Source organism: Nocardiopsis sp. NPDC057823 (assembly GCF_042797335.1).
GTDB classification, from domain to species: domain Bacteria; phylum Actinomycetota; class Actinomycetes; order Streptosporangiales; family Streptosporangiaceae; genus Nocardiopsis; species Nocardiopsis changdeensis.
Window position 1 is genome coordinate 1 of the sequence record NZ_JBHVLR010000024.1, and the last position, 25,645, is coordinate 25,645.

Sequence of the window (25,645 nt, forward strand, 5' to 3'; positions counted from 1 at the left end):
GGGCGCGGGCACCGCGGCGGCCCTCCCCCGGCGCCCGCCGCCCGCCGCGGCCGGCGCGGCCGCCTCGGGAGCGGGCCGCCTGCGCCGAGGCCCGGCGCCCCGTACCCCGCGGCGCAGCCGGTCGCCCCGTTCGAAGTGGTTCCAGCGTTCGGGCCCGGCGCCGGGCTCGGTGTCCTCCCCGATGACGCGCGGACCGGCCATCGGCGGGTCCTCGGCCTCCGCGGCCCCCTCCCCCGTCGCGCCCCCGGTCCGTGCCGCCGCGGCGGCGCGGGCCGCCGCGGGCACGGCGGCCGGGTGGCGGGGCGGGGGCACGAACACCGAGCCGCGGCGGCCGGCGTGCTCGCGGTCGAACTCCTCCAGCAGCGGCGCCGGGTCCAGGCGCAGGGCCCGGCACAGGCCCCGGATGTGGCCGCGCGCGTAGAAGTCCCCGCCGCACGGGACGAAGTCCTCCTCCTCGATCGCCCGGAGTACCGGTTCCCTGATGCGTGTACGGACGCTGAGGTCGGCGACCGTGAGTCCCGCCGCGACGCGGGCGGCGGACAAGGTGTGTCCGATCGTCGCCATACGCACTCCCCTCGCGACTGTATGTATCTGACGGGAACCACTCTGCCGCTCCCGGCGCGCGACACGCAGGCCACCACGCCCCATGAAGCCCCCAAGATCCCGCCAAATCGGACAGAATTACGGCCAGAATTTTCGTCCGGATACGGTCATCCCCTTGTCCCCGGGCCCGTGACTGCGATGATCTTGGATCGCCCTCCCCGCCACCTCCCCCGAGACCGGACGATGACCCAGCACTTCTCCGCCGCCGAGCTCGCGGGCGACGCACCGGTCGCCGCGGCCCGCGACGCCCTCGACGCCTTCCGCTCCTGGAGCGGCGCCCACTCCGACGACATCGCCGCGCACGTGTACCGGTGGTCCTCCCACCTGCCCGAGGTCCTCGAACGGCACCGGCTGCTGAACCGGCTGCGCCGGAGCCTGGACCCCGGTGCCGCGCGGGCCGCGGAGCAGGCGCGGCTGCGCCGGCGCGCCCTGCGCCGCCACGCGCTCGCCCTGGGCGAGGTCCCCTCCCCCGAGGTCCTGGACCTGCTCACCGCCGACCCGCGGCGGCTGCCCCGGCCCGCCGTCCCCGTCCCGGTCGACGGCGTCGGCACCGCCCTGGAGCGGGTCCGGTTCAGCGCCTCCCTGCACCGGGTCCCCGGCCTGGGAACGCTGCGCGAGCGGATGTCCCGGCTGTACGCCGCACTGCCCGGGGAGGCGGTCGCCTCCGGGGCCATGGACCGGGCCGCCCGGACCATCGGCGGGGTGCTGGCCGTCGCCTCCCACGACACCCTCGGCGAGGACGACGACACCGCGGCGGCGCACCTGCGGCGGGTCGTGCCCGGCGCGTACGCCCTCGCCGTCGCCCAGGCCGTCGTGGACCTGCCCGCGCACGCCCGGCACGACGCCCACCACCGGCTGCTGCCGCACCTGCTGACCGAGGCCGAGCCGGCCGAGGGGGTGCCCGACGACCCGCTGGCCGAGGAGCTGCACGCCGCCCACGTACTGCTGCTGGACGGCTTCCCCTTCGCCGGCCACCGGGCCCTGTACCGGGCCACCGAGGTGATGTACCTGGCCCGTTCCCGGGCCGAGCGGCGCACCCGCGAGGACGCGGTCCGCGACGGCGGGGACGCCCTGCTCGCCGACGCGGTGCTGGAGACCGGGGCGGGCGCGATCGCCGCCACCCTGCTGGGCCGCCGCAACCCCCCGGCGGGCCTGCTCCGGCCGCACCTGGCCGCGGCGCTGGCCACCCGGTTCCGGCACGACCTGCTCGACCGGGAGCGCGACGCGGTGACCGGCCGCCTCACCACGTTCACGCTGGCCCCGCGGGACCTGGACGGCGACCCGCTGCACGACCTCTTCGCCGCCGAGGCCCACCTGGTCGCGACGGTGTTCGACGGGGACACCGGCGTGGCCGACGCCCTGGCCCGGCACGGCGCCGGCCGACTGGCCGACCACCTGGCCCGGCGGGCCGGACTGGTGGAGGAGCTGCTGGAGGCGCACCGGGTGACGCCGGAGATCGAGGCGCTGCTGCGCTCGGCCGCCCGGCCGTCCCGGCGCGGCGCGCCCTCCGGAGCCGTCCGGGCGGCGCGCGGGCGGGCCAGGCCGACCGCGGCGACGGACCCGCGCGCCTTCGCCGCCGACCGGTCCGTGTTCGTCGACGCCGCCCTGACCCGGCACGCCTCGGGCAACGGCGCCCGCGGCCCGCGCGGGGTGCTGTCGCACTCCCCCGAGGGCCCCGGCGGGCCGCTGCGCCCGGCACTGGCGCTGATGCTGGTCGAGGGCGCCGCGGCCGACCCCGAGCCGCTGGCGCCGCTGGTGGCCGCGGTGGAACTGTTCCACACCGGGAGCCTGGCCCTGGACGAACGCGCCTCCCACCTGGCCGGGATCGCGCTGGTCTCCGGCGGGTACGGGCTCATGGCGCGGCTGGCCGCGACCCACCCGCCCGAGCGGGTGGTGGGGGCGATGGCCCGGATGGGCGCACTGCTGGGACCCGAGCGCCTGTGCCGGGGCCGCTACCTGGACCGGGCCCTGGCCCGCGGCGAGGAGCCCGCCGGCGTCGCGGGGTTCCTGGAGGTGTACGCGCTGACCGCCTCGACGGAGATCGAGATCGCCCTGGCCCCGACCGCGATCCTGCTCGGCCTGCCCGGGCACGAGGTGGACCTGCTGACCGCCTACGCCCACCACGCCGGGATCGTGCTGCGGATCCGCCGGGACCTGCTCGCCGGGTCCGGCGCCGACCGGCCCACCCTGGCCTCCGCGCACGGCCGCGCCACCGCCGCGCGCCTGCTCGCCTGGCACCGCGACCGGGCCGAGGCCGCGCTGGACGGCCTGGCCCTGGACACCGCCCTCCTGCGCGCCGCCCTGGACCACTTCGCCACCCGCAGGGTGTGAGGGCTCCGGGCCCTCAGCCCCCGCGGATGTCGGTGAGGACGGCGGGGAGGTCGTCGGGGGTGACGAGCACGTCGCGGGCCTTGGAGCCCTCGCTGGGGCCGACGACGTCGCGGCTCTCCATGAGGTCCATCAGGCGGCCCGCCTTGGCGAAGCCGACGCGCAGCTTGCGCTGGAGCATCGAGGTCGACCCGAACTGGGTGGTGACCACCAGTTCGACGGCCTGCAGCAGCAGGTCCAGGTCGTCGCCGATCTCCTCGTCGATCTCCTTCTTCTTGGTGTCGGCGGCCGCGACGTCCTCGCGGTAGCTGGGCTCGGCCTGCTTCTTGCAGTGCTCGACGATCCCCCGGATCTCCTTCTCCGACACCCAGGCGTTCTGCAGGCGGATCGGCTTGCCCGCCCCCATCGGCAGGAACAGGGCGTCGCCCTTGCCCACCAGCTTCTCCGCCCCGGGCTGGTCCAGGATGACGCGGCTGTCGGCGAGGCTGGAGGTGGCGAACGCCAGCCGGGAGGGCACGTTCGCCTTGATCAGGCCGGTGACGACGTCGACGCTGGGCCGCTGGGTGGCCAGCACCAGGTGGATCCCGGCGGCCCGGGCCAGCTGGGTGATGCGCACGACGGAGTCCTCGACGTCGCGCGGGGCGACCATCATCAGGTCGGCCAGCTCGTCCACGATCACCAGCAGGTACGGGTAGGGCTCGTACACCCGCTCACTGCCCAGGGGCGCGGTGAGCTCCCCGGTGCGCACGGCGGCGTTGAAGTCGTCGATGTGCCGGTACCCGGAGGCGGCCAGGTCGTCGTAGCGGCGGTCCATCTCCCCCACCACCCACTGGAGCGCCTCGGCGGCCCGCTTGGGGTTGGTGATGATGGGCGTGATCAGGTGCGGGATGCCCTCGTACATGGTCAGCTCGACCCGCTTGGGGTCGACCAGGATCATCCGCACCTCGTCGGGGGTCGCGCGCATCATCAGCGAGGTGATGAGCCCGTTGATGCAGGTGGACTTGCCCGCTCCGGTGGCGCCCGCGACCAGCACGTGGGGCATCTTCGCCAGGTTGGCGACGACGTTGGTGCCCTCCACGTCCTTGCCCAGCCCCACCAGCATGGGGTGGTCGTCGGAGGTGGCCACCGGGGAGCCGAGCACGTCGCCCAGGCTGACGATGTCCTTGTCGGTGTTGGGGATCTCCACGCCGATCGCGGACTTGCCGGGGATCGGCGACTGGATGCGCACGTCGGCGCTCTTGACCGCCAGGGAGATGTTCTTGGTGAGCGCGGTGACCTTCTCGACCTTGACGGCCGGCCCCAGCTCGATCTCGTAGCGGGTGACCGTCGGCCCCCGGGTGAACCCGGTGACCTCGGCGTCGATGCCGAACTGGGTGAGCACGCCGGTGAGGGCGTCCACCACGTCGTCGTTGGCCTTGGTGCGCGGCTTCACCGGGCTGCCGGGCTTGAGCATGGCGGGCGGGGGCAGTTCGTAGTCCCCCTCCACCACCCGGGAGGGCAGGGTGAGCTGCTCGGTGACGGCCGGCGCCGGGGTGGGGTCGGGGACGGGGAGCTTCGCGCGGCCCTTCTTCCCGCCCTTGCCGGATCCGCCGGCCTCGGCCCGCGCCGCCTCCTCTTCCTCGTCGGTGAGCGCCGGGGCGATGGGCTCCTCGGGCAGCACCGGGCTGTCGTAGGGGCGCTCGTGGTCGCCCGCCACGGTCTCGGCCGCGGCCTCCGCTTCCTTCTTCTTGCGGGGGCGGCGCTTGCGGGCGGGCTTGCGCTCCGGCTCGGCGCCCAGGATGCCGATGCCGGAGTCCGGTCCGGCGTCGCGCTCCATGAGGGCGCCGAACAGCGTGTGCAGCCGCTCGGGGATGCGCCGGATGGGGGTGGAGGTGACCACGAGGATCCCGAACACCAGCACCAGGGCCAGCAGCACCCCGGTCAGCCAGGGGGTGATGACGGCGCTGAGCGGCCCGGAGGCGACGAACCCGATGAGGCCGCCGGCGTCCTGGAGCGCCTCCAGCCCCTCGGAGGGCTGCGGGATGCCGTTCGCGATGTGGATGAGGCCCAGCAGGCCCAGCAGGATGGCGCTGGTGCCGATGAACAGCCGTCCGGCGTCGCCCTCCCGGGACGCGCCCGGGGTGCGCATCAGGCGGATCGCCAGCGGCAGGAACAGCAGCGGCAGGATCGGCGAGAACGTCCCGAACGCGCCGACCACCACCAGGCGGGTGTACTCCGGCAGCGGGCCGGCGCTCTCCCACCACACGGCCGCGGCGACCAGCACCCCGGCCGCCAGCAGCAGCAGGCCCGCCCCGTCCCGGCGCAGGTCCGGGTCCAGGTCGCGGGCGCTGCGGCCCACGGCGCGGGCGGCCCCGCCGACGGTGTGCGCGACGAGCTTCCACAGCACCAGCAGGAACTGGCCGAACATGGTGACCGCGAAAGCGATGGGCCCGTCGGGCATCCGGTTGGCCGCGGGTCTGCGGGCCGCGGGCTTCTTGCGCCCGGAACCGCCTGAGGAGGCGCGCGGGGCCATCGGGGTCACCTCCGTACAGGGGGAGCGGTTCACGACCGGCGGGCGCATTCCCCGCCACGGCGGGCAGCCTATCGAGTCGTCCACCCCCGGACCCAGCCGCGGCCACGGGGTGTCCCACGACGCCCCCCCCGGTCCGGGACCGTTCGGCGCTTCGTGCGGGTACCGCTCCGGGTCAGACCTCGACCAGGACCGGGATGATCATCGGGCGGCGGCGGTAGGTGTCGTTGACCCACCGGCCCGTGCTGCGCCGGATGAGCTGGCGCAGCTGGTGGGGGTCGTTGACCCCGTCCTCGGCCGCCTTGTCCAGGGCGTGCTGGATCTTGTCGATGACGTCGTCGTAGGCGTCGGCGCCGATGCCCGCGCCCCGGGTGTGGATCTCCGGCTCGCCGAGGATCTTGCCCGTGCCGGAGTCCACGGCCACGACGACGGAGATGAAGCCCTCCTCGCCGAGGATGCGGCGGTCCTTCAGCGCGGCGTCGGTGACGTCGCCCACGGAGGAGCCGTCCACGTACACGTACCCGGCCTGCACGGCGCCGACGATCTTGGCGCGGTTCTTGTACAGGTCGACGACCACGCCGTCCTCGGCGATGACGATCCGGTCCGCGGGGACCCCGGTCATCTTGGCCAGGTCGGCGTGGGCGCGCATGTGCCGCCACTCGCCGTGCACCGGCATGAAGTTGCGCGGGCGCACCATGTTGAGCACGTACAGCAGCTCGCCGGCGGGGGCGTGCCCGGACACGTGCACCAGGGCGTTGCCCTTGTGCACGACCTTGGCGCCCCAGCGGGTCAGGCCGTTGATGACCCGGTTGACCGAGTTCTCGTTGCCCGGGATGAGCGAGGACGCCAGCAGGACGGTGTCGCCCTCCTCGATGCGGATCTGGTGGTCCCGGTTGGCCATCCGGCTCAGCGCCGACATCGGCTCGCCCTGGGAGCCGGTGCAGATCAGCACGGCCTCGTCCGGCGGCAGGTCGTCGAGCTGGCGCACGTCGATGATGGTGTCGCCGGGGATGCTCAGGTAGCCCAGGTCGCGGGCGATGTTCATGTTGCGGACCATCGACCGGCCCACGAACGCGACCTTGCGGCCGTGCTTGGTGGCGGAGTCGATGACCTGCTGGACCCGGTGCACGTGGGAGGCGAAGCAGGCCACCACGATGCGCTTGTCGGCCTGCCGGAACACCTTGTCGATGGCCTCGGTCAGGTTGCGCTCGTTGATGATGAACCCGGGCTGCTCGGCGTTGGTGGAGTCCGACAGCAGCAGGTCCACGCCCTCGTCGCCGAACCGGGCGAACCCGGCCAGGTCGGTGAGGCGGCCGTCCAGCGGCAGCTGGTCCATCTTGAAGTCGCCGGTGTGCAGCACCGACCCGCCGGGGGTGCGGATGCCGACGGCCAGCGCGTCGGGGATGGAGTGGTTGACCGCGAAGAACTCCAGGTCGAACGGGCCGAAGTCGCGCCGCTCGCCCTCCTCCACCTGGACCACGACCGGCTTGATGCGGTGCTCGCCGAGCTTGGCGGAGATGAGCGCGAGCGTGAGCCGGGAGCCGACGATCGGGATGTCGGGGCGCTCGCGCAGCAGGAACGGGACGCCGCCGATGTGGTCCTCGTGGCCGTGGGTGAGGACGACCGCCTCGATGTCGTCCAGGCGGTCCCGGATGTAGTCGAAGTCCGGCAGGATCAGGTCGACGCCGGGCTGCTCCTCCTCGGGGAACAGCACGCCGCAGTCGACGATGAGGATCCGGCCGCCGAACTCGAAGACCGTCATGTTGCGGCCGATCTCGCCCAGGCCGCCCAGCGCGACGACGCGCAGGACACCGTCGCCCTGGGGCGGGGGCGAGCTCAGCTCGGGGTGCGGGTGGCTCATACGGAACCCTCCGTGAGGCGCTCGACGCGGACGGCGCTGGCCGGGACGGCCTGGTGCGGGGCCAGGCCGATGGGGCCCTTCACACCGGCGGCGGCCAGGTCCTCGCGCAGCAGGGCCTGGAGCTCGGCGGAGGCGTCGGCGAGCGGCGTGCGCACCGGGCCGGCGGGCAGGCCGAACAGGTTGAGGACCGCCTTGGTCGTGATCACGCCCTGGGTGCGGAACATCCCGGTGTAGACCGGGGTGAGCCGGCGGTGGATGGCCAGCGCCTGGCCGACCTCGCCCGCCTCGTAGGCGTCGATCATGTCCTTGAGGTCGCCGCCGACGATGTGGCCGACGACGCTCACGAAGCCGGCGGCGCCCACCGACAGCAGGGGCAGGTTCAGGATGTCGGTGCCGCAGTAGTAGGCCAGGTCGGTGCGCTCCATGACCCAGGAGCTGGCGCCGACGTTGTCCTTGGCGTCCTTGTTGGCCACGATCCGGGGGTGCTCGGCGAGCCGGACCAGGGTCTCGGAGGCGATGGGCGTCCCCGTGCGGTGCGGGATGTCGTACAGCATGACCGGCAGGCCGGTGGTGTCGGCGATCTCGGTGAAGTGCCGGATCAGCCCCTCCTGCGGCGGCTTGTTGTAGTACGGGGTCACCGCCAGGAGGCCGTGGGCGCCCGCCTTCTCGGCGGCCTTGGCCAGCTTGACGCTGTGCCGGGTGTCGTTGGTGCCGACGCCCGCGATGATCTGGGCCCGGTCGCCGACCGCCTCGATGACGGCGCGCAGCAGCCGGTCCTTCTCCTCATCGCTGGTCGTGGGCGACTCGCCCGTGGTCCCGCTGATGACGAGGCCGTCGTTGTGCTGCTCGTCCACCAGGTAGGTGGCGAGCCGGGCGGCACCGTCGTAGTCGAGCTCGCCGTCGTCGAGCATGGGTGTGACCATCGCGGTCAGCATCTTGCCGAACGGGCGGTACTTGGTGTTCACCATGGTGTGTGAAAGGCGCGCGGACCGCCGCCGCGTGGCGGCGGGATCCTGTGTCGCCCCTCCTCCTCTCGGTGTGTGCGGCCCCGCCGCGCGGGGCGGGACCGGTGGTGTGGCGTACGGATGGTGCGGAACCGTGTGTCCGCTTCCGCGACCGGGGCCGGGTCGGACCACTGCGGGGTCCGACGGGGGCGGTCGCGGAGAAGCCTGTGCCGGTCCTGTCCGGACCGCGTCCGTTCGGACGCCGGTGCCGGGACCGGGGTCGGCCCCGTCCTCGTGGGTCGAGGGAGGGGCCCGCATGTGAACCTACCCGCACCGCGTCCCGGCCGTCGGACCGGGACACGGGCGGGAACCCGCGGATTCGGGGCGGGCGGGTCGGAGCGGAAGGGCCGCGGCGGTCAGTCGTCCTTGCCGTCCGGCAGGAAGAGGCTGGCCAGCCAGCTGACGATGCCGACGACGATCGCGCCCCAGAAGGCGGGCCAGAAGCCGTCGATGTCGATGGGCAGGCCGAAGAGCCCCGCGATCCACTCGGTGAGCAGGAACAGCAGCGCGTTCACGACGAGGCCGATGAGCCCGAGGGTCAGCGCGTAGAACAGGCAGCCGACCGTCTTGACGATCGGTTTGATGACGGCGTTGACGACGCCGAAGATCAGGCCGAGTCCCAGGAAGACGAGGATGGTCTCCGTCGTGTCCGAGGTCGTGACCTCGATACCGCTGACCAGGTAGGCCGCCAGCCACAGGGCGAGCGCGTTCACGATGACTCTGATAATGAAGCTCACAACGTAGATGTTCCCACGCCGTGGCAAGGTCCCGAAACTCCGGCGTGGGTGCACTCGTGTCGATGACTCCCCCAGGAGGCCTGATCGTGTCCGGTGCCCAGTTCGTCCGTCCCGCCCGTCCCTCCGACGTCGACACCGTCGTGGACGTCCAGGTGGCCTCCTGGCGGGAGGTGTACGGAGGGCTGCTGCCCGGGGAGGTGATCGCCGAGATCGGCGGCGAGGAGGCGCGCAGGGGCTTCCACGCGCAGTGGTCGGCCGCCCTGGAGTCGCCGCCCACCTCCAGGCACCGGCTGGTGGTCGCCACCGACGAGAACGACGGGGTGCGCACGGTGGTGGGCTTCGCCGCGTTCGGCCCGGCGGGAGACCCCGACCTGTGGCCCGCCACCGCCGCGGAGATCTTCGCCCTGCACGTGGACCCGGCCCTGACCCGGCGGGGGCACGGCGGCCGCCTGCTCAACGCGACCGTGGACCACCTGGTGGAGGACGGGTTCGTCATCGCGTACGTGTGGGTGCCCGAGGCCGACAACGCGCTGCGGGCGTTCTTCGAGTCCTCCGGCTGGGCGCCCGACGGCGCCCGCCGGGTGATCGACCTGGGCTCGGAGCTGCCGATGGTGCGCCTGCACGCGGGCATCGGATAGGGCGCGGCCCCGGGGCCCGGGAGCAGGCACTACCGTGGGGAGGTCGTAGCGGCGCCGCGCGCGCCGGCCGTCGAGCGGTGGAGGGACCCGGCAGTGGCCACGGTCAGCGAATGGATCTCGGGGATGCGTCCCCGGACGCTTCCGAACTCGGTCGTCCCGGTGGCGGTCGGTACCGCGCTGGCGTTCGCCCTAGGCGGGTTCGTGTGGTGGAAGGCACTGCTGGCGCTGGTGGTGTCGATGGCCCTCCAGGTGGGGGTGAACTTCGCCAACGACTACAGCGACGGCGTCAAGGGCACCGACACCGCGGAGCGGACGGGGCCGACCCGGCTGACGGCGACCGGCCTGGCCGCGCCGAAGCAGGTGCTGGCCGCGGCGCTGGGCAGTTTCGCGTTCGCCGGGCTGGTGGGCCTGGTGCTGGTGGCCACCACGTCGTGGTGGCTGCTGCTGGTGGGCGCGGTGGCGATCGCCGCCGCCTGGTACTACACCGGCGGGCGCACCCCGTACGGGTACCGGGGCCTGGGCGAGGTGTCGGTGTTCGTGTTCTTCGGCGTGGTGGCCGTGGTGGGCACCGTGTTCGTGCAGCTGGAGGCCGCGCCCTGGGAGGCGTGGACGGCGTCGGTGCCGGTGGGGCTGCTGTCCTGCGCGGTGCTGGTGATCAACAACCTGCGGGACATCCCCACCGACCGGGAGACCGGCAAGATCACCCTGGCGGTGCGGCTGGGCGATGCCGGGACGCGGCGGCTGTACGCGGGGATGGTCGTGGCGGCGTTCGCGGTGGCCCTGCCGCTGGTGGCGGTGTCCTGGTGGGTGCCGCTGGTGCTGCTGGCGGCCCCGCTGGCGGTGCCGCCGCTGCGCCGCGTGCTGGGCGGGCAGGTCGGCCGCGACCTGGTGGCGGGCCTGGGCGAGACCGGGCGGCTCCAGATGGCTTTCGGCGCGCTGCTCTCGGTGGCGCTGCTGCTGGGCTGACCGGCCCGCGCCGGTGGCCGGGTGCGGCCACCGGCGACTTGTAGGCGGCCCGTGACCGGGCGGAGACCCTTCCCTGCCTAGGTTCGGGGGCATGGCGATCCCCCGCAGGACCGCCGCGGCCCTGGCCGCCGCGGCGCTGACGCTGACCCTGGCCGCGTGCTCGGCCGCCGACAACCCCGCCGAGGGCCCCGGCTCCGGCGACACCTCCCTCGACCGTGGCGGTGCGCCCCTGGAGTCCTCCTCCACGCCCGCGACCACCGGTGGGCAGGTCCACACACGTGCCGCCGGACGGATCCGGCAGGCGGACGTGGAGGTGGACGTCCACACGCTGGAGCGGGTCGGCGAGGACCTCGTCGAACTGACCCTGACGATCCATGTCATCGGAGGCGGCCTCCTCGCCCGCGACCTCGCGTCCCCGGAGACCTCGGAGCAGGAGGTCACCGACATGGCGGCGTTCGAGCTCGTCGACGCGGAGAACGGCCGGGTGCACCGGGTCGCCACCGATTCCGAGGGGCGGTGCGTGTGCTCCCGGCTCGAACCGTCGCTGGAACTGTGGCCCGAGGACTCCCTGACCCTCAGCGCGACCTTCGCCGCTCCGCCGAAGGACGTGCACGAGATGGACGTGCGCGTCCCCGGCATGCCGACGTTCACCGGGGTCCCCGTTGCCTGAGGGAACCGACGGGGAGAGGACCTACTCCACGGTCCGCCTCAACTGCTGCATGGTGCTGCTGATCGGCCCCGTCATCGTTGTGACGCTCGTTCTCACCCTGGCCGTCCTGGTACTGCTCGACTGGGGAGAGTCCGCCAGGGAGCCGCGGGCCTATGTGCCCGAGGTGAACCGGAGCCCGGTGGCCACCGCGCCGGTGGAGGACGTCACGGCGCCGGTAGTGGACGTCACGGCGCCGGTCGAGGAGGTCGAGGCGCCGGTGGACGGCATCGAGGCGCCCGTCGTGGAGGCCCCCTGACCCCGGACGCGCGGCCGCCCCGGGCCGCGGCGCGGCCCGGGGCGGGAGGTCGGCGGCTCAGTTCAGGTCGAGCAGCGGCTCCAGGCCCACGGTCAGCGGGTCGGGCAGGTCGGCGACCCTGCGCACGCCCAGCAGCACGCCGGGCATGAACGAGGCCCGGTTCATGGAGTCGTGGCGGATCTTCAGGGTCTCCCCGTCGGTGCCGAACACGACCTCCTGGTGGGCGATCAGGCCCTGGATGCGCAGCGCGTGCACCCGCACCCCGTCCACGTCGGCGCCGCGGGCGCCGGGGATCTCGGCGGTGGTGGCGTCGGGCATCGGGCCCACCCCGGCCGCCCGGCGGGCCCCGGCGACCAGCTCGGCGGTGTGGTACGCGGTCCCGCTGGGGGCGTCCGCCTTGTTGGGGTGGTGCAGCTCGATGATCTCGGTCGACTCGAAGTAGGGGGCGGCCTTGGCCGCGAAGTGCATCATCAGCACCGCGGCGATGCCGAAGTTGGGCGCGATGAGCACCTTGGCGCCGGGCCGGGCCGCCAGCATCCCGCGCACCCGGTTCAGCTTCTCCTCGTCGAAGCCGCTGGTGCCGACGACGGCGTGGACGCCGCGGCCGATCAGCCACTCCAGGTTGTCCATGACGACGTCGGGGTGGGTGAAGTCGACGACGTAGTCGGCCCCCAGCACCCGCTCCCGGTCCTGGCCGGCGTCGGCGCCGCCGACGAACTCCATGTCGTCGGCCGCCCGGACCGCGTTGACGACCTCTGACCCCATGCGCCCTTCGGCGCCGAAAACTCCTACCTTGAACACGGCACGAGCGTATCGGATCGCCGCGGCCCCGCGTGGTGCGACCTGGGGCGGGACCGGTCGCGTGCGACGATCGGCCCATGACGGACGAGGACCGCGCGGACGGCCCGCCGGACGCCCGGCACCGCCTGGGCTCCCTGCTGAACGGGCTGCGCGCGACGGTGCTGGGCGCCAACGACGGCATCGTCTCCACCGCCGGCCTGGTGGTGGGCGTGGCGGGCGCCACCCCGCACCGCGGCGCCCTGCTGGTGGCGGGGATCGCGGGCACCCTGGCCGGGGCGCTGTCGATGGCGGCGGGCGAGTACGTGTCGGTGAGCACCCAGCGCGACACCGAGCGGGCCGCGCTGGCCCGGGAGCGGCGCGAGCTGGCCGCCGACCCGGCCGGCGAGCTGGAGGAGCTCGCCGGGATGTACCGCGACCGGGGGCTGAGCGAGGAGCTTTCGCACCGGGTGGCCCGGGAGCTGACCGAGCACGACGCGCTGCGCGCCCACGCCGAGGTGGAGCTGGGGCTCGACCGCTACCGGGTGGACCCGTGGCAGGCGGCGTTCGCCAGCCTGTTCTCCTTCGTGCTGGGCGCCCTGGTGCCGCTGACCGCGATGCTGCTCAGCTCCGATGCCTGGCGGCTGCCGGTGACGGTGGCGGCGGTCCTGGCGGCCACCGGCGCGCTGGGCGCGGTGAGCGCCCGCCTGGGCGGGGCCCTGCCACTGCGGGCGGCGCTGCGGTGCGTGGTGGGCGGGTCCTTCGCGATGCTGGTCACCTACCTGGTGGGCACGCTGGTGGGGGCGTTCACCTCCCTCTGAGGGGCGGGGCCGGGCCCCGAGGACGGCGGGCGGCTACGCGCGGGCGGTGGACAGGCTCAGCGCGAAGTCCCCGGCCGGGTCGGTCCACCAGTGCGTCGGCTCGAACCCGGCCTCCTCCAGCTCCTCCTCCAGGCCCTCCCGGCGGAACTTGGCGGAGATCTCGGTGCGCATCTCCTCGCCCGCCGCGAAGTCGACGTCCAGGTCCAGGGCGGCGACGCGCACGTGCTGGTCCACCCGCGAGCGCAGCCGCATCTCGATCCACTCCTCCTTCTCGTTCCAGCGGGCGACGTGCTCGAACTCCGACGGGTCGAAGTCGGCCCCCAGCTCGCGGTTGATCACGTTGAGGACGTTGCGGTCGAACTCGGCGGTCACCCCCTGCGCGTCGTCGTAGGCCGCGACCAGGCGGTCGGCGTCCTTGACCAGGTCGGCGCCGAGCAGGAAGGTGTCCCCCGGGCGCAGCACCGCCCGGATGTCGCGGAGGAACCCGGCCCGGGGCCCGGGCTCCTGGTTGCCGATGGTCGAGCCCAGCACGGCGATGGTCTGCCGCCCGCCGTCCTCGCGCACCGGCAGCAGGCCCAGGTGGTGCTCGAAGTCGCCGACCACGGCGTGCACGTCCAGGTCCGGGTAGTCGTCGGCGACCCGGCGCGCGGAGGCGGCCAGGAAGTCGCCGCTGACGTCGACGGGGACGAACCGGGCCAGTGCGCCGTGGCGGCCCATGGCGTCCAGCAGCAGCCGGGTCTTGACGCCCGACCCCGAGCCGAGCTCGATGAGCGCCTCGGCGCCGGCGGCGCCGGCGATCTCGTCGGAGCGCTCCTCCAGGATGGCCCGCTCGGCCCGGGTGGGGTAGTACTCGGGGAGTTCGGTGATGTCCTCGAACAGGGCGCTGCCGCGTTCGTCGTAGAACCATTTGGGCGGCAGCTGCTTGGGGTCGGACGAGAGCCCTTCGGCGACGTCCCTGCGCAGGGCCTTGTCCAGGTCGTCGGCGGTCAGGTTGCGGTCGATGCGGAACACGGCGACTCCTCGGTCAGACGATGGGGTGGATCTCGGTCCGCTCCGCCGCGGCCACGGCCACGGAGCCTTCGGGCACCTCCCGCCAGCCCGGGGCGTCGTCGTAGGGTTCCGAGGCCAGGACGACGCCTCCCCCCGGTTCCCGCAGGGTGAACAGGGTGTCCCCGGCGGCGGTGCCCACGAGGGTCTCGCCGTCGGTCGCCAGCAGGTTGTAGCGCCCCTCGGAGTGCTCGCGGGCGTGGCGGACCACGGCGGCCAGCGCTCCGGGCAGGTCGCCGGAGGCCCGCCACAGGCGCACCGCGTGCCCGAACAGGGGCGCGGAGTCCACCGGGGCGCGGGCGTCGAGCACCCCGGCCGGGGGCGGCAGCGCCGCCACCAGGGCGTCGTCGTCCTTGACCGCGCCGTTGTGGCTGAACAGCAGCCGCCCGGCGCGGAAGGGCTGGGCGCTCGCCTCGTCGGTGCCGAACCCGACGGTGGCGTCGCGCACCGCCGCCAGCACGCAGCCGGAGGCCAGGCCGCGGGCCGCCTCGGCGAAGGAGGTGTCGCCCCACATCGGCAGGGCGCGCCGGTAGCGCAGCGGTTCGGGGGTGTCGTCGGGGTACCAGCCCACGCCGAACCCGTCGGCGTTGACCGTGCCGTACTTCTGGAGCCTGGGCGCCCAGGACTGGACGTGGAGCGAGTGGGGCGCCGCGTACAGCAGGTCGTACAGCGTACGCGGCGGCCCCAGGTAGGCCAGGTGGCGGCACATCAGGCGGGCTCCGCGTCGCGGGCGCAGCGGAACCCGCTGAAGATCTGCCGCCGGATCGGCAGGTCCCAGTTGCGGAACGTGGAGCGGACCGCCGTGGGGTGGGTGGCCCACGAGCCGCCGCGCAGCACCTTGTACCCGGAGTCGAAGAACACCTCCGAGTACTCGCGGTACGGGAAGGCGCGGAACCCCGGGTAGCCGTGGAAGGTGGTGGAGGTCCACTCCCACACGTCGCCGATGAGCTGGTGCACGCCCAGCGGGGACGCCCCGTCGGGGTGGCGGCCCACGGTCGCGGGGCCGAGCCTGCGCTGGCCCAGGTTGGCGTGGCGGGCGGTGGGCTCCCCGTCGCCCCAGGGGTGGCGGCGGGACTCCCCGGTCGCCGGGTCGAAGCGGGCGGCCTTCTCCCACTCGGCCTCGGTGGGCAGCCGTTTGCCCGCCCACTCCGCGTAGGCCCGGGCCTCGTGGTAGTTGACGTGCTGGACCGGCTCGTCGGGCGGCACCAGCTCGCGGCGGCCGAAGCGGCGCCTGGCCCACTCCTCGCCCTCGCGCTCCCAGAAGGCGGGGGCCGCGGCCCCGCGCTTCTCCTTCCACTCCCAGCCCTCCCGGCTCCACCAGCGGCGGGTCTGGTAGCCGCCGTCCTCCATGAACTCCCGGTAGGCGGCGTTGGTGACGGGCGCGGTGTCGATGAAGTAGGCGGGCAGGTCGACGGTGAAGGCGGGCTTCTCGTTGTCGTAGGCCCAGGGGTCGTCGTCGGTGCCCATCGTGAAGGGCCCGGCGGGGACCAGTGCCTCGGCCTCCGCGGGCGGGCGCAGGGGCGCGACGGCGGGCGCCTCCTCCAGCAGCACGGGGGCGCCCCGGCGCAGCTGGTGGGTGGCGAGCATGGTCTCGTCGTGCTGGTGCTCGTGCTGGATGACCATGTGGTAGACGAACCCGGCGTCCAGCAGGCCGGGCGGGTCGTCGGGCCCGCGCGGGGCGGGCACGGTGAGGTCGACGCCGTCCAGGGCGTCCAGGACCTCCCGGCGGACCCGCTCGTTGTAGTCGCGGGCCTCCTGCGGGCGCAGCAGGGGCAGGTCGACGCGCTCGGCGCGGGGGTTCTCGAAGGCGTCGTAGAGGTGGTCGATGTCGGGGCGCAGGGCCTCGCGCCCGGCGGCGGCCCGCAGCAGCCACTGCTCCTCGTAGTTGCCGATGTGCGCCAGGTCCCAGACCAGCGGCGACATCAGCGGCGAGTGCTGGGTGAGCAGCTCCTCGTCGTCGAGGGCGTCCAGGGTGAGGCCGAGGCTGCGCCGCCTGCCGCGGTCGAGCTCGGCGGCGATGCGCTCCTTGGAGATGTCCTGTCCGTTGTTCACCGAACTCCTCCACCGTGTCGGGAGTGGCGTTCCGCCGGCCCCGCGTGGGCGGGGCGCGGCTCGGGCACGCTCGGCCGCGTGTCGGCGGGGCTGAGCCCGCGCCGGGTGTGGCGGTCGGCGTAGTCGTCGACGAGGCGGGCCAGGCGCGTGGCGCCCATGCGGGGCAGGGCGTCGACGGCGGCGTCGAGGCAGCGGCGGGCGCAGGCGGCCAGGGCGGGATCGGCCATGCCGTCTCGGGCCGCGCGCAGCCACAGCCTCCTGTCGGGGGCGGGCCCGCCGCAGAGCCGTTCCACGGCCTCCTCCGCGGCGGCGCGGGCGCCCGGGTCGTCGAAGAGGGCGGCGGCGACCGCGACGGGGACCGGCCACCAGCGCAGCGGGAGGGCGTCGATCATGCGCAGCTCCCACCAGCCGCGGGGGCGCACGGGCGGGAAGAGGGTGCTCAGGTGCAGTTCGAGGTCGGCCGGGGTGGCGGGGCGCGGGCCGTGCCCGGCGATCCACTCGGCGAGGGTGATGCCGGGGTCGGCCAGCCAGGCGCCGCCGCCCCCGGGGGTCTCGGGGACAGCCATGACGGAGGCCCGCAGGGCGTAGGCGGTCCAGGCGTCGGCCGGGTCGGCGGGGCTCCCGGGTTCCAGGACGGGGGCGGTGCGGTCGGCGTCCATGCCCGCCCAGATGGCCCAGCGGGTGGACTTCCAGCCGGTGGGGCGGCCGCGCCAGAGCGCGGAGTTGGCGAAGGCGGCGACCAGGACGGGGCCGAGCCGGTGCGCGAAACCCCAGCGTTCGACCAGGTCGGCGGGGTCGGCCCCGGAGTCCAGGCACACCTGGAGCGAGGCGGTCGCGCACATCATGGTGTGTCCGCCGTAGGTGCGGCGCCCGGCGAAGAACCGGTCCATGGCCTCGTACCGGGGCAGCCGGAGCTGCCGGTGGGGGGTGCGCACGGGATCCAGTGCGGACTCGACCAGGCCCAGGCCGTCCTGGGCGAGGGTCTTTCCGAGGTGCTCCAGGTCCTCGGCGAGCGCTTCGTGCGCTCGGGCCGGGCCGGGCAGGGCGGGCGAGCTGAGCTCGATCTGTCCGCCGGGTTCGAAGGTGACGCGGCTTCCCGCGGGCGGGGGGCCGGAGCCCTCCAGCAGCGCCGCGAGGCGTTCGATGGCGACGGTGGCGCCGGGTGACGCGGTGTCGGTGACGAGCCACTCGGTCTCGGCTCCGACCTTGCCGGGAGGGCCTGTCTTGAAGCAGACCCCGTTGATGTACTCGTGAACGTCGTCCGTGGTCATGTGCGCCATGGGGTGCTCTCCCTCAGGACGTCGCCGCCCCGTGCGGGGCGGCGCCTCCCCTGTCTTCCCCCGGTCTCCCGCGCGGCGAACGTGCCGACCGTCCGGAAACGTGAGCGGATGCGGACAGGTGCCGCATGTGCGACCTGTCTCCGGTTCGCGACATCCCCGGTGACTTCGCCCTTCCCGGGCGACCGGGCCCCTCCCCCTCGCCACCGAAGTGACTCACATCACATTTTAGAGAATCCGATCGCTCCGGAAGGCGGCCGGCTCTCACCGTGCGGATGCGGACCGGTACCTTCCGCGCACGAACGGCCCCGGTCCGATTCGGCCGTGCCCCCGCTCCGCATACGGCGGGGCGCCACAGCGCGTGCCGTGGCGCCCCGCCGTGTGCGGGCGGCCCGGGAGGCCGCCGCCTCCCGTCACCGCGCGCCGGGAGGCGACCCCTCCAGGGCGCGCGCCCAGTGGCAGGCCGTGGCGTGCGTACCCCCGTCACCGGGCAGGACCCCCGGGTCCTCGGTGCGGCACCGGTCGGCGACCCCCGCCCGCTCCGCCTCCCCCGAGGCCAGCACCGGGCAGCGCGGGTGGAACCGGCAGCCCCCCGGCACCTTCTTGGGGTCCGGCGGCTCCCCCGCCAGCACCACCGGCTCGCCGCCGGCCTCGGGCAGCACCGACAGCAGCGCCCGGGTGTACGGGTGCCGGGGCCCGGAGAGGACCTCCTCCACCGTCCCCAGCTCCACCACCCGGCCCAGGTACATCACGGCGACCCGGTCGGCGATGTTCCACGCCAGCCCCAGGTCGTGGGTGGCGATGAGGGCGGACAGCCCCAGCTCGTCGCGCAGGTCCAGCAGCAGGCGCAGGATCTCGCCGCGCACCGACGCGTCCAGGGACGCCACCGGCTCGTCGGCCACCAGCACCTCCGGCTCCAGCACCAGCGCCCCGGCGATCACCACGCGCTGCCGCTGGCCGCCCGACAGCTCGTACGGGTACCGGGACAGGAACCTCTCCGGCGGCCGCAGGCCCGCCCGGGACAGCGCGCGGGTCACCCGCTCGGCCTCGTCGGCCGTGGTCCCCCCGTGGATGCGCAGGCCCTCGGCGACCGACTCGTAGACCGTGCGCCGGGGGTTGAGCGAACCCGTCGGGTCCTGCTGGACCAGCTGCACCCGGTGCCGGTAGGCGCGCAGGTCGCGGGAGGAGTACCGCAGCGGGCTCCCCTCGAAGGACACCGTGCCCGCCGTGGGGCGCTCCAGTCCCAGCAGCACCCGGCCCAGGGTGGTCTTGCCACAGCCGGACTCCCCCACCAGGGCGACGATCTCCCCTGCCGCCACGTCCAGGTCGACGCCGTCCACGGCCCGGGCGGCGGCACGGCCGCCACCGAACCCGGACGTGAAGACGACCCGCACGCCGCGGGCGCTCAGGACCGGCGTACCGGCCCCCTCCCCGCCCTCGGACGCGGACGCCGACGCGTCGGTCTCCGTGGTGCTCAACGGACCCCCTCCCCGACCGGTCCCACGTGCACGCAGGCGGCCTGCCTCTCGGACTCCCCGCGGGCGTCGGGCGCGACCGGCCACAGCGGCGGGTCGACCGTCGCGCACACCTCCTCCGACACCGGGCACCGCGGCCGGAACACGCACCCCGCGGGCGGGTCGGCGGGATCGGGCGGGTCGCCCGGCAGGCCGCGCGGGGCCCGCCGGGAGGCCGGGTCCCCGATCCTGGGGAAGGCCGCCCCCAGCGCCGCGGCGTAGGGGTGGGCGGGGGCGCCCATCACCTCGCGCGCCGGCCCCTGCTCCACGATCCGCCCCGCGTACATCACCGCGACCCGGTCGCAGGTGTCGGCGAGCACCGACAGGTCGTGGCTGATCATCAGCATCCCGATGCCGTGGTCGGCCACCAGGCGCTTGAGCAGGGCCAGGATCTGCGCCTGGATCATCACGTCCAGGGCGGTGGTGGCCTCGTCGGCCACGATCAGCCGCGGCTCGCAGGCCAGGGCCATCGCGATCATGACCCGCTGGCGCTGGCCGCCGGACAGCTGGTGGGGGTGGTCCGCGGCCCGGGAGGCGGGCAGCCCCACCTGGCCCAGGAGCTCGGCCACCCGGTCGGCGACCTTCTCCCTCGGCACCGTCCCGTGGATCAGCAGGGGCTCGGCGATCTGCTCGCCGACGCGCCGCACCGGGTTGAGCGAGTGCATGGCGCCCTGGAACACGATGGCGGCCTCCGACCAGCGGACCGCGCGCAGCCGCCCCCACCGCATGGTGAGCACGTCCTCGCCGGCCAGCTCCACGGCCCCGGTGACGCGGGCCGTGCCGGGCAGCAGCCGCAGCAGGGCCATGGCCACGGTGGACTTGCCGCTGCCGGACTCCCCGGCCAGGCCCAGCGTGCCGCCCGGCTCCAGGGAGATGTCCACGCCGCGCACGGCGGGGACCTCGCCGCCGCCGGAGCCGTAGGTCACGTGCAGGTCCCGCACGTCGAGAAGGGAGGTCATCGCTGCTCCCGGAGTCGGGGGTCGAGGACGGCCTCCAGGGCGCGGCCGCACAGGGTGAACGCCAGGGCGACCAGGGCGATCGCCAGTCCCGGAGGCACCATGTACCACCAGATCCCGGAGCTGATCGCGCCCGCGTTGCGGGCGCTCTCCAGGATCCCGCCCCAGGAGATGGTGGTGGGGTCGCCCACGCCCAGGAAGGCCAGGGTGGACTCCGCGATGATGGAGGTCGCCACCAGCAGGGTGGTCTGGGCCAGCACCACCGGCATCACGTTGGGCAGCACGTGCCAGGCCATGACGTGCAGGTGGCCGCCGCCCAGGGCGCGGGCCCGCTCCACGTAGGGCCGGGCCTCCACCGCCAGGGTCTGGGCGCGCACCAGGCGCGCGGTGGCGGGCCAGACCGTCAGGCCGATGGCGAGGATGATCGTGCCGGTGCCGCGGGGCAGGACCGCGGCCAGCGCCACGGCCAGCACCAGGGTGGGCAGCACCAGGAACCAGTCGGTGAGGCGCATCAGGACCGACGACAGGAGCCGTCCCGCGGTGCCGCCGGACGCCCCGAAGTGCCCGGCGGTCATGCCGACCAGGGTCCCCAGGGCCACCGAGACCGCGGTGGCCAGGAATCCGACCGTCAGCGAGACCCGGGACCCCCAGATGATCAGGTCGAGGATGGACCGGCCGTAGTCGTCGGTGCCCAGCGGGAAGCGGGCGCTGGGCGGCTCGAAGGCGGTGCCGGGCGCCCGGGTGACGGTGAGGTCGGCCGGGTCCACCAGCAGCGGCGCGCACAGGGCGAGGACGACCAGGAGGAGCAGGCCGACCAGGCCGACCATCCCCGCGCGGCGGCGGGAGTACTCGCGGGCGAACGAGCGCAGCGCCTCGCGGCGCCTGCGGCGGGCCAGGGCCCGCGGGGACGGGGGCGCGGCGGACGGCGGGGCCGCGGCTGTGTTCATGGGCGCACCCTGGGGTCGAGCAGCGGGTAGACCAGGTCGGCGACGAGGTTCATGACGATCACCGAGGCCGCGAACACCACGAACAGGCCCTGGACCAGGCCCAGGTCGGGCACGCTCAGGCCGGAGTAGAAGAGGCGCCCCAGCCCCGGCCAGGAGAACACGGTCTCGACGAGGATGACCCCGGAGACCACCTGGCCCAGGTTGAGGAAGATGAGGGTGACGGTGGGCAGCAGGGCGTTGGGCACGGCGTGCCTGCGGCGCACCAGCGCGTCGGTCAGGCCCTTGGCCCGCGCGGTGGTGAGGTAGTCGGCGTCCTTCTCGTCCATGAGGGACGAGCGCATGATCATCAGGTACTGCGCGTAGATGACCGCGACCATGGTGGCGACCGGCAGGACCATGTGCCAGGCCGTGTCCAGGGCGACGTTCCAGAACCCGGTGACACCGGGCGCGGTCATGCCGCCGGTCGGGAACAGCCCGGGCAGCGGGTCGCGGCCGGACGCGAACAGGACGATGAGCAGCAGGCCCAGCCAGAACGTGGGCACCGACCAGAAGAACAGGGCCACCGTGGTGTTGACCCGGTCGCCCGCGCTCCCGGGCCGCCAGCCCGAGCGCACGCCCAGGAGCAGGCCCAGCAGGGCGGCGATGACGGTGCCGGTCCCGGCGAGCAGGACCGTGGGCCCCAGCGCGTCCAGGATGAGCTCGGCGACCGGCCTGCGGTACTGGAACGAGGTGCCCAGGTCCAGCCGGAACAGGCCCAGGGCGTAGTCGAGGAACTGCTGCCACAGCGGCTGGTCCAGGCCGAACTGGCGGCGCAGCTCGGCGCGCTGTTCGGCGGAGACCTCGCGGCCCTCGGTCATGGCGCGGACCGGGTCGCCGGGCAGGATGCGGAACAGGAAGAACCCGGCGACGACCACCCCGGCCAGGGAGAGCACGGCGGTGAGCAGCCGGCCGCCGACGTAGCGGAGCACGCGCCCGGCGCGGCCGCGGCCGGCGGGCCGCGCGGGCCCGGCCGGGGCGGCGGAGGGGACCTCCTCCGCCCCGGCGGTGAGAGGGGCGCCGGTCACTCGCGGTCCTCCGCGGTGGCCCGGCGGCGGAACAGGAGGAACGCGCCGCCGGCCACGAGCACCAGGGCGACCGCGCCGACGCCGATCCACACCCCGGTGGAAACGCCGCCCGCGCCCGCCTGCTCGGCGCCGCCCTCCGCGGGCTGCGCCGCCCAGAACGCCCAGTAGCCGTCCTGGCCCCAGATGTTGCCGCCCTCGGCGGGCTGGGGCAGCAGGGTCCCCTCCCGGATCTGGTCGGTCCGGTAGGCCTCCCGGATGTCCGGGTAGGTCAGGACGTTGACGACGGCCTCCTCGTAGAGGATGCGCTGGAGGTCGTGGATGATCTCGGCGCGCGCGGCCCGGTCGTACTCCTGCAGCTGGTCCGCGTACAGCTCGTCGTACTCCTCGTCGCAGAAGTACGCGTCGCCCTGCATGGTGCCCGGTTCGGTGGGCAGCGCGTCGCAGGTGTGGATGCTGAACACGTAGTCGGGGTCGGGGTTGACCGTCCACCCGGTGAAGATGAGGTCGTACTCGGCGGCGTACAGGGCGTCGCTGAGCACACCGGGGTCGACGGTGAGGTTCTCGACCTCGATGCCGATGTCGGCCAGGCGCTCCACGATGACCCTGCCCGCGCTGACGTTGTCGGGGCGGTCCTGGTGGACGTGCATGCGCAGTTCGAGGCGGTCGCCGTCGGGCGAGACGCGCACGCCGTCGTCGCCCATCTCGTAGCCCGCCTCGTCGAGCATGGCGTTGGCGGCGTCCGGGTCGAAGGCCAGGATCGCCTCCTCGCCCTCCGGCGACCAGTGGAAGTCGGTGTAGCGGGCCGGGATGTAGCCCCCGGCCGCCGTGGCGCGGCCGCCGTGGGCCTTGTCCACGATCTCCTGGTTGTCGATCGCCATCACGATGGCCTGGCGCAGGGTGCGGTCCGCGAGCGCCGGGTGGCCGTCGCCGAACTCCTCGCCGTCCTGGGTGACGGCGCCGGGGTTGATGGTGAACGCCTGGAACCGCTTGCCGTCGGCGAAGTTGACGGCGATGTCGGAGGTCTCCTCCAGGGCGTCGGCCTGGGCGGCGGTCAGCTCGTAGACGAAGGAGACCTCGCCGCTGCGCAGGGCCTCGACGGCGGCGTCCTTCTCGGGGTAGTACCGGAAGACGAGGTTGTCGAAGCCGGGGGCGCCGTTCCAGTGGTCGGGGTTGGCCTCCAGCGTGATGCTCTGGCCTCGCTCGTGCGAGGTGAGGATGAAGGGGCCGCTGCCCACGCTGGGCAAGGCGTCGCCGTCGGCCGGGTACTCGGCGAAGGCGTCGCCCTCGCTCTCGACGATGGGCTCCCACACGTGGCGGGGCACGATGGGCACCGTCAGCGACTCCATGGTGGCCTGGGGCTCGGAGAGCTCCACGACCACGGTGTGCTCGTCGGGCGCGGTGACCTCCTCGAACCCGGCGACGTAGTTGCCGTTGGCGATGGCCGCGGACTCGTTCTCCATGATCGTGGTGAGCGTCCACACCACGTCGTCGGAGGTGAGCGGTTCGCCGTCGGAGAAGGTGACGTCGTCGCGCAGGTGGAAGGTCCAGGTCAGGCCGTCCTCGCTGGTCTCCCAGCTCTCCGCCAGGGCCGGGGCGGGGTTGCTCGTCTCCTGGTCGTTGGTGACCAGCGAATCGTAGACGTGGGACAGGATGTTGGTGGTGACGGCGAGCTGCGCGGTGAACGGGTTGAAGGAGTCCACCTGCTGGGCGATCGCCACCGTGAGCGTGCTCCCGTCGGCGGGGGCGGCGGAGGCGGGGGCGGCCGCGGTCCCGACGACCAGCAGCAGAGCGGTTCCCGTGGCCGCCGCCCTACAGAGCGGCGACACGGTCGGAGGGTGATGGGAGTGCATCTGGGCCCCTGTCAGGATCGTGGGGTGGTGGCCTGGGCCACCAGGGGGTAGTTGGTTGTCTACCAACGGACCGAGAGAAGCGTCAATGACCTACAAGGTGCGCCGTGACATCGCAATACATTCGCGGCCGAGCGCGGTCACAGAGGGGTTTCCCGGGCGTTAAGTGCCAAATGGGCAGACCGTAATGACCCCGCCTTGGCACTGTTGTTCGTACTCCGCTACGGTTCCCGCCATGATGGGGCACTCTCACGCACTGAGCGGCGTGGTCGGCTGGATGGCGGTCGTACCGCTCGTCCAGGGGACGCAATTCCTGGGTCTGGACTTCAACCTCGGCCCGAGCGAGATCATCGCCGGCTCCCTGGTGTGCGCGGGAGCGGCCCTGCTCCCGGACGTGGACCACAAGAGCGCGACGGTCACCAAGACCTACGGCAAGGTCACCGAGGTGCTGAGCGACATGCTGTCGTTCCTCTTCGGCGGCCACCGGATGGGCACCCACTCCTTCTTCTTCGCGGTCCTCATGGGCGTGATCGTGCAGCTCCTGGCCCTGTGGTCGGAGCTGGCCGTGCAGATCTTCGTGTTCCTGCTGATCGGCATCGCGCTCCAGGGCCTGGGTTTCGGACTGGACAAGAACCGGACCGCGTCGGGGGTCATCAACGCGCTGGCGACGGCGGCGATCACCCTGGCCCTGTTCTCCGCCGGGACCAACTACACCTGGCTGGGGCTGGCGGTCGCCTTCGGTGTGGTCCTGCACTTCCTCGGCGACATGATCACCAAGATGGGCGTGCCGATCTTCTGGCCGTTCTGGAAGAAGCGCATCGGCCAGAACCTGGGCTTCAAGACCGACGGCCCGGTAGAGCAGAAGGTGGTCACCCCCCTGCTCACGGTCGGCGTGATCGTCGGCTCCATCTACCTCTTCGACTGGCCGGCCCTGCTCCCCGAAGGGCGCTGACCCCGCCCGGCTCCCCCGTTCCCCGGCCCCGCCCGTGTCGGCGGGGCCTTTCGCCGTCCGGACCCGGGCCCGGGCTAGGGTGGGCGCCGTGACACGAACCACAGAGAGCCTCACCCCGGAACTGTACGAATACCTCGTCGCACAGGGCACTCCGGTCGACGGCGTGCTGGCCGACCTGGTCGAGGAGACCGCCCGCCTGTTCCCCGAGAGCAAGGGGATGCAGATCGGGCCCGAGCAGGGCACGTTCACCACCCTGCTCACCCGGATCTCCGGTGCCCGCGACGCCGTGGAGATCGGCACCTTCACCGGCTACTCGTCGATCTGCCTGGCCCGCGGCCTGCCCGAGGACGGCACGCTGCTGGCCCTGGACGTCAGCGACGAGTGGACCTCCGTCGCCCGCCGCTACTGGGAGCGGGCCGGGGTCGCCGACAGGATCACCCTCCGGCTGGGCCCGGCGCTGGAGTCCCTGCGCGCCCTGCCCGCCGAGCCCCGGTTCGACCTGGCCTTCATCGACGCGGACAAGGAGGGCTACGTCGACTACTGGGAGGAGCTCGTCCCGCGCATGCGCGCCGGCGGGATCCTGCTGGCCGACAACACGCTCTCCCACGGCCGTGTGGTCGACGGCACCGACACGACGGCGCGCGTCCAGGGCATCCGCGACTTCAACGCCCGCCTGGTCGCCGACGACCGGGTCACCCAGGTCCTGCTCCCCATCGGCGACGGCCTGACCCTGGCCCGCAAGAACTGAGCCGTGCTCTCCTGAACCTCCGCTCCGGTTCG

Annotated in this window: 23 protein-coding genes; 8 read left to right on the forward strand and 15 right to left on the reverse strand. The window is 73.9% G+C overall.

All coding sequences use genetic code 11. The features are described 5' to 3' along the window. On the reverse strand, positions 1–564 hold a 564-nt coding region (locus ACFVNO_RS27910), incomplete at its 3' end, for a helix-turn-helix domain-containing protein (protein ID WP_378897005.1). 222 nt (positions 565–786) lie between these two features. On the opposite strand from ACFVNO_RS27910, the gene ACFVNO_RS27915 reads away from it, so the two are divergent. Next, positions 787–2,934: a hypothetical protein gene (locus ACFVNO_RS27915; protein WP_378897008.1), complete on the forward strand. Its 2,148-nt coding sequence runs from the start codon at positions 787–789 to the stop codon at positions 2,932–2,934. A 13-nt stretch (positions 2,935–2,947) separates the two neighbouring features. On the opposite strand, the gene ACFVNO_RS27920 is transcribed toward ACFVNO_RS27915, so the two are convergent. The 4 genes from ACFVNO_RS27920 to ACFVNO_RS27935 all read right to left on the reverse strand — a co-directional run bounded on the left by ACFVNO_RS27920 (position 2,948) and on the right by ACFVNO_RS27935 (position 9,042). Next, on the reverse strand, positions 2,948–5,443 hold the full coding sequence (locus ACFVNO_RS27920; RefSeq protein ID WP_378897011.1) for a DNA translocase FtsK: 2,496 nt from the start codon (positions 5,441–5,443) through the stop codon (positions 2,948–2,950). Positions 5,444–5,615: 172 nt separating this feature from the next. Further along, positions 5,616–7,301, reverse strand: coding sequence for a ribonuclease J (locus ACFVNO_RS27925; RefSeq protein WP_378897014.1), 1,686 nt, complete (start codon positions 7,299–7,301; stop codon positions 5,616–5,618). Continuing rightward, positions 7,298–8,269 carry a 4-hydroxy-tetrahydrodipicolinate synthase gene (gene dapA / locus ACFVNO_RS27930; RefSeq protein ID WP_220562692.1) on the reverse strand — a complete coding sequence of 324 codons (972 nt, stop codon included), beginning with the start codon at positions 8,267–8,269 and terminating at the stop codon, positions 7,298–7,300. The genes ACFVNO_RS27925 and dapA overlap by 4 nt, the downstream gene beginning before the upstream one ends. Before the next feature lie 392 nt (positions 8,270–8,661). Next, positions 8,662–9,042 carry a phage holin family protein gene (locus ACFVNO_RS27935; protein ID WP_220562693.1) on the reverse strand — a complete coding sequence of 127 codons (381 nt, stop codon included), beginning with the start codon at positions 9,040–9,042 and terminating at the stop codon, positions 8,662–8,664. Between the two features lie 86 nt (positions 9,043–9,128). On the opposite strand from ACFVNO_RS27935, the gene ACFVNO_RS27940 reads away from it, so the two are divergent. The 4 genes from ACFVNO_RS27940 to ACFVNO_RS27955 all read left to right on the forward strand — a co-directional run bounded on the left by ACFVNO_RS27940 (position 9,129) and on the right by ACFVNO_RS27955 (position 11,611). Next, positions 9,129–9,680 carry a GNAT family N-acetyltransferase gene (locus ACFVNO_RS27940; protein ID WP_355260242.1) on the forward strand — a complete coding sequence of 184 codons (552 nt, stop codon included), beginning with the start codon at positions 9,129–9,131 and terminating at the stop codon, positions 9,678–9,680. Between the two features lie 93 nt (positions 9,681–9,773). Continuing rightward, on the forward strand, positions 9,774–10,646 hold the full coding sequence (locus ACFVNO_RS27945) for a 1,4-dihydroxy-2-naphthoate polyprenyltransferase (protein ID WP_355259675.1): 873 nt from the start codon (positions 9,774–9,776) through the stop codon (positions 10,644–10,646). Positions 10,647–10,737: 91 nt separating this feature from the next. Continuing rightward, positions 10,738–11,316: a hypothetical protein gene (locus tag ACFVNO_RS27950; RefSeq protein WP_355259672.1), complete on the forward strand. Its 579-nt coding sequence runs from the start codon at positions 10,738–10,740 to the stop codon at positions 11,314–11,316. Next, positions 11,309–11,611: a hypothetical protein gene (locus ACFVNO_RS27955; protein ID WP_378897021.1), complete on the forward strand. Its 303-nt coding sequence runs from the start codon at positions 11,309–11,311 to the stop codon at positions 11,609–11,611. Before ACFVNO_RS27950 ends, ACFVNO_RS27955 begins: the two co-directional genes overlap by 8 nt. A 57-nt stretch (positions 11,612–11,668) precedes the next feature. Here ACFVNO_RS27955 and dapB read toward each other — a convergent pair whose 3' ends face one another. After that, the gene (gene dapB, locus ACFVNO_RS27960; RefSeq protein WP_355259667.1) at positions 11,669–12,412 is read right to left on the reverse strand and encodes a 4-hydroxy-tetrahydrodipicolinate reductase; all 744 of its coding nucleotides are present in this window, start codon (positions 12,410–12,412) and stop codon (positions 11,669–11,671) included. A 77-nt stretch (positions 12,413–12,489) separates the two neighbouring features. Between dapB and ACFVNO_RS27965 the strand changes: the two genes are divergently transcribed. Then, the gene (locus ACFVNO_RS27965) at positions 12,490–13,209 is read left to right on the forward strand and encodes a VIT family protein (RefSeq protein WP_355259664.1); all 720 of its coding nucleotides are present in this window, start codon (positions 12,490–12,492) and stop codon (positions 13,207–13,209) included. A 33-nt stretch (positions 13,210–13,242) separates the two neighbouring features. Here ACFVNO_RS27965 and egtD read toward each other — a convergent pair whose 3' ends face one another. From egtD to ACFVNO_RS28010, 9 genes are all read right to left on the reverse strand, one after another. Beyond that, the gene (gene egtD / locus ACFVNO_RS27970) at positions 13,243–14,220 is read right to left on the reverse strand and encodes an L-histidine N(alpha)-methyltransferase (protein ID WP_355259661.1); all 978 of its coding nucleotides are present in this window, start codon (positions 14,218–14,220) and stop codon (positions 13,243–13,245) included. Between the two features lie 13 nt (positions 14,221–14,233). Next, a complete protein-coding gene (gene egtC, locus ACFVNO_RS27975; RefSeq protein WP_355259658.1) occupies positions 14,234–14,965 on the reverse strand; it encodes an ergothioneine biosynthesis protein EgtC in 732 nt (243 codons plus the stop codon). Further along, complete coding sequence (gene egtB, locus ACFVNO_RS27980; RefSeq protein WP_355259655.1) at positions 14,965–16,308, reverse strand: ergothioneine biosynthesis protein EgtB; 1,344 nt, start codon at positions 16,306–16,308, stop codon at positions 14,965–14,967. The genes egtC and egtB overlap by 1 nt, the downstream gene beginning before the upstream one ends. Further along, the gene (gene egtA, locus ACFVNO_RS27985; RefSeq protein WP_355259653.1) at positions 16,305–17,588 is read right to left on the reverse strand and encodes an ergothioneine biosynthesis glutamate--cysteine ligase EgtA; all 1,284 of its coding nucleotides are present in this window, start codon (positions 17,586–17,588) and stop codon (positions 16,305–16,307) included. Before egtA ends, egtB begins: the two co-directional genes overlap by 4 nt. Before the next feature lie 410 nt (positions 17,589–17,998). Continuing rightward, the gene (locus ACFVNO_RS27990; RefSeq protein WP_355259650.1) at positions 17,999–19,063 is read right to left on the reverse strand and encodes an ABC transporter ATP-binding protein; all 1,065 of its coding nucleotides are present in this window, start codon (positions 19,061–19,063) and stop codon (positions 17,999–18,001) included. Next, entirely contained in the window at positions 19,060–20,058 is a 999-nt protein-coding gene (locus ACFVNO_RS27995) for an ABC transporter ATP-binding protein (RefSeq protein ID WP_355259647.1), read from the reverse strand. Before ACFVNO_RS27995 ends, ACFVNO_RS27990 begins: the two co-directional genes overlap by 4 nt. Continuing rightward, positions 20,055–21,002: an ABC transporter permease gene (locus ACFVNO_RS28000; protein WP_378897031.1), complete on the reverse strand. Its 948-nt coding sequence runs from the start codon at positions 21,000–21,002 to the stop codon at positions 20,055–20,057. Before ACFVNO_RS28000 ends, ACFVNO_RS27995 begins: the two co-directional genes overlap by 4 nt. Beyond that, positions 20,999–22,066 (reverse strand): ABC transporter permease, encoded by a 1,068-nt coding sequence (locus ACFVNO_RS28005; protein ID WP_378897034.1) that lies wholly within the window; start codon positions 22,064–22,066, stop codon positions 20,999–21,001. The genes ACFVNO_RS28000 and ACFVNO_RS28005 overlap by 4 nt, the downstream gene beginning before the upstream one ends. After that, positions 22,063–23,916: an ABC transporter substrate-binding protein gene (locus ACFVNO_RS28010; protein ID WP_378897037.1), complete on the reverse strand. Its 1,854-nt coding sequence runs from the start codon at positions 23,914–23,916 to the stop codon at positions 22,063–22,065. The genes ACFVNO_RS28005 and ACFVNO_RS28010 overlap by 4 nt, the downstream gene beginning before the upstream one ends. A gap of 232 nt (positions 23,917–24,148) precedes the next feature. Here ACFVNO_RS28010 and ACFVNO_RS28015 point away from each other — a divergent pair, with 232 nt between their 5' ends. Then, positions 24,149–24,865 carry a metal-dependent hydrolase gene (locus tag ACFVNO_RS28015; RefSeq protein WP_355259637.1) on the forward strand — a complete coding sequence of 239 codons (717 nt, stop codon included), beginning with the start codon at positions 24,149–24,151 and terminating at the stop codon, positions 24,863–24,865. A gap of 88 nt (positions 24,866–24,953) precedes the next feature. Then, positions 24,954–25,613, forward strand: coding sequence for a class I SAM-dependent methyltransferase (locus ACFVNO_RS28020; RefSeq protein ID WP_355259634.1), 660 nt, complete (start codon positions 24,954–24,956; stop codon positions 25,611–25,613). The last annotated feature ends 32 nt before the right edge of the window (positions 25,614–25,645 follow it).

What these genes read in the sequence shown, in the direction of transcription:
- ACFVNO_RS27915 (WP_378897008.1), top strand. Translation starts at nt 787, where the DNA reads ATGACCCAGCACTTCTCCGCCGCCGAGCTCGCGGGCGACGCACCGGTC.
- ACFVNO_RS27920 (WP_378897011.1), bottom strand. Translation starts at nt 5,443, where the DNA reads ATGGCCCCGCGCGCCTCCTCAGGCGGTTCCGGGCGCAAGAAGCCCGCG.
- ACFVNO_RS27925 (WP_378897014.1), bottom strand. Translation starts at nt 7,301, where the DNA reads ATGAGCCACCCGCACCCCGAGCTGAGCTCGCCCCCGCCCCAGGGCGAC.
- dapA (WP_220562692.1), bottom strand. Translation starts at nt 8,269, where the DNA reads ATGGTGAACACCAAGTACCGCCCGTTCGGCAAGATGCTGACCGCGATG.
- ACFVNO_RS27950 (WP_355259672.1), top strand. Translation starts at nt 10,738, where the DNA reads ATGGCGATCCCCCGCAGGACCGCCGCGGCCCTGGCCGCCGCGGCGCTG.
- ACFVNO_RS27965 (WP_355259664.1), top strand. Translation starts at nt 12,490, where the DNA reads ATGACGGACGAGGACCGCGCGGACGGCCCGCCGGACGCCCGGCACCGC.
- egtC (WP_355259658.1), bottom strand. Translation starts at nt 14,965, where the DNA reads ATGTGCCGCCACCTGGCCTACCTGGGGCCGCCGCGTACGCTGTACGAC.
- egtA (WP_355259653.1), bottom strand. Translation starts at nt 17,588, where the DNA reads ATGGCGCACATGACCACGGACGACGTTCACGAGTACATCAACGGGGTC.
- ACFVNO_RS27995 (WP_355259647.1), bottom strand. Translation starts at nt 20,058, where the DNA reads ATGACCTCCCTTCTCGACGTGCGGGACCTGCACGTGACCTACGGCTCC.
- ACFVNO_RS28000 (WP_378897031.1), bottom strand. Translation starts at nt 21,002, where the DNA reads ATGAACACAGCCGCGGCCCCGCCGTCCGCCGCGCCCCCGTCCCCGCGG.
- ACFVNO_RS28010 (WP_378897037.1), bottom strand. Translation starts at nt 23,916, where the DNA reads ATGCACTCCCATCACCCTCCGACCGTGTCGCCGCTCTGTAGGGCGGCG.
- ACFVNO_RS28015 (WP_355259637.1), top strand. Translation starts at nt 24,149, where the DNA reads ATGATGGGGCACTCTCACGCACTGAGCGGCGTGGTCGGCTGGATGGCG.